Raw genomic sequence first — 1,978 nt, 5'->3', positions numbered from 1 at the left:
ATGCCCTCGCAGACCTCGGTTACCTCGTTTTTAAACTGGGATCGCCTTCAAACGTTTTTCAGAGACTACTGTGGGAAGTTTCTCTGGTATTTCCCCAACAGGTAAAGTACGAACAGCGGGAATTTCTTAAGTACCTATGGGAACCATATCTTTTGAAGCTTCCCTCAGATAAAAGCTGTAAACTATACAGATCCAATCCACCGTTTTTCCAGGAGATCTTCGACAAAGAAATCCTGCTGAAGTTCGCTTCCGATCTAAAAACCTGCAACCAGAGACGCCTAAGAGTAGAACTACTATCCTACATGGTAAACCACTGGAAGGACGACAAAAGTAGAATCCTGATGGCAGAAGCCCTGTTTGACGATAAAGACTTTTTCCAGGCCCTTAAAGTCCTGGAAAAGGTAAAGGATAAAAATTCGTGCAAATACAACCTGCTGCGCGCCGAAATCTCCATCGTCCTGGGAAAGAACATCCCCTCCCCTGAGAAGATCCTGAAGGCCTGCAGGAACAAAAAAACGGTAAAATTATCAACAGTACTTTTATATTACTATTCTAAAATTGGGAAGATGAACTTAGCATTTAAGATATACAGAAGCAACAAGGACAAGCTTCTAAAGGCTTACGGTAAAAACCTGGTTACCAGGGCAGCTATAGATCAGTTACTGGAATCTACAATGCTGCAGGAACGATACAATTTGGCCTATACGGTTGCAAAGGAACTGTCTGAAGCAGGATACAGAAACTGCTTCCTTGGTAGTTATTTAACGATTTCAGCAGTAAGACTTGGAAAGCTAAAAGAAGCTGAGAAAAGCTACACAGAAATAAAAGCATGCGTAGATAATATGTCAATCGTAGCCAGAACAGCTTTTGAAGACGCTATTCTGGGAGAGGAGAATAATGGAAATCTTCAAACCGCTAGATAACCTTGAAACTGGCGCTTCCTACTTTTTCAGACGCTCTGAAGTTATCCAGGGTAACATTGCCAATGCCGACACGCCAGGCTATAAGCCAAAGGATCTGGTCTTTGAAAAAGAACTGGAGGAAAACCTCCACTTAAAAAGAACAGATCCTCGCCACATGGATCCCTCTTTTCCCCCTGTAAGATTCAGACTTGTAAATGCTCAGGATTATTCAGGTTACGACGATAACAGGGTGAACCTTGACAAGGAACTAGCAAAACTGGCAGAAACCAACTTGATGATAAGGCTCATAAATGAATCGTTGAAAAAAGAAATAGGGAAACTGAAACTGGTTATTCAAGGGAGGTAATGATGGTATTCAAAGGGCTTGAGGTTTCCCTGACGGGAATGCTGGCCCAGAGAGTGCGTATGGATGTAGCTTCCAGCAACCTTGCCAACGCCAACTCTACTGACGAAAACGGAAATCCCTACAGGAGAAAAATCCCTGTATTTGAAGCTATCCTGGATAGCTCTGGAGACACTCCGGTATATAGAGTAAGAGTAAAACGTATAGTTGAAGATCCTTCTCCCTTCAGAATGAAATTCGATCCATCAAACCCCCTGGCTGATAAAAACGGGTACGTAAAACTACCAAACGTAGATCCTGTAAAAGAGATGGTTGATATGATATCTGCCATTAGAAGCTACGAGGCGAATTTAACCGCATTTAATACGTACAAAAACAGTATACTTAATGCATTAGAAATCCTAAGGGCTTAGGGGGTAGTATGAAGGTAGAACTCAACTCAAATCTGATTACTGATATATTTACCCAGGAAAGTAAGGAAAAGCAGAATGACTCTTTTAGCAAAGTATTGAAAAATTTCCTCAAGGAGGTCAACCAGGAGCAACTAGCAGCCAGGGACGTAGAGAAAGCCCTCTCTGAAGGAAGGGTAAAAAACGTTGAAGAAGCTCTTTTCACTATAGAGAAAGCAGATCTTTCCCTTCGTCTTCTTACAGAAATAAGAAACAAAGCCCTTGAAAGTTATCAGGAAATTATGAGAATGCAGGTCTAACAG

At 41.8% G+C, this 1,978-nt stretch carries 3 protein-coding genes and 1 pseudogene; all 4 read left to right on the top strand.

From position 1 onward, the window contains the following. Positions 1-923, top strand: a pseudogene (locus MV676_RS01750) (hypothetical protein); the annotation flags it as partial. After that, positions 898-1,269 (top strand): flagellar basal body rod protein FlgB, encoded by a 372-nt coding sequence (gene flgB, locus MV676_RS01745; protein WP_297444717.1) that lies wholly within the window; start codon positions 898-900, stop codon positions 1,267-1,269. The pseudogene MV676_RS01750 and the gene flgB, both read left to right, overlap by 26 nt. Positions 1,270-1,271: 2 nt before the next feature. Further along, positions 1,272-1,679: a flagellar basal body rod protein FlgC gene (gene flgC / locus MV676_RS01740; RefSeq protein ID WP_343214949.1), complete on the top strand. Its 408-nt coding sequence runs from the start codon at positions 1,272-1,274 to the stop codon at positions 1,677-1,679. A gap of 8 nt (positions 1,680-1,687) precedes the next feature. Continuing rightward, positions 1,688-1,975 (top strand): flagellar hook-basal body complex protein FliE, encoded by a 288-nt coding sequence (fliE, locus tag MV676_RS01735; protein WP_297444714.1) that lies wholly within the window; start codon positions 1,688-1,690, stop codon positions 1,973-1,975. Positions 1,976-1,978: the final 3 nt, after the last annotated feature.

Source organism: Desulfurobacterium sp., assembly GCF_027028515.1.
In the GTDB taxonomy this organism is placed as follows: Bacteria; Aquificota; Aquificia; order Desulfurobacteriales; family Desulfurobacteriaceae; genus Desulfurobacterium_A.
Note: the sequence above shows the minus strand (reverse complement) of the source record. Positions and strands in the feature narration are given on the sequence as shown.

Bases quoted from the DNA above. Each gene is read 5' to 3' on its own strand.
- flgC (WP_343214949.1), top strand. From the start codon at position 1,272: ATGGTATTCAAAGGGCTTGAGGTTTCCCTGACGGGAATGCTGGCCCAG.
- flgB (WP_297444717.1), top strand. From the start codon at position 898: ATGGAAATCTTCAAACCGCTAGATAACCTTGAAACTGGCGCTTCCTAC.
- fliE (WP_297444714.1), top strand. From the start codon at position 1,688: ATGAAGGTAGAACTCAACTCAAATCTGATTACTGATATATTTACCCAG.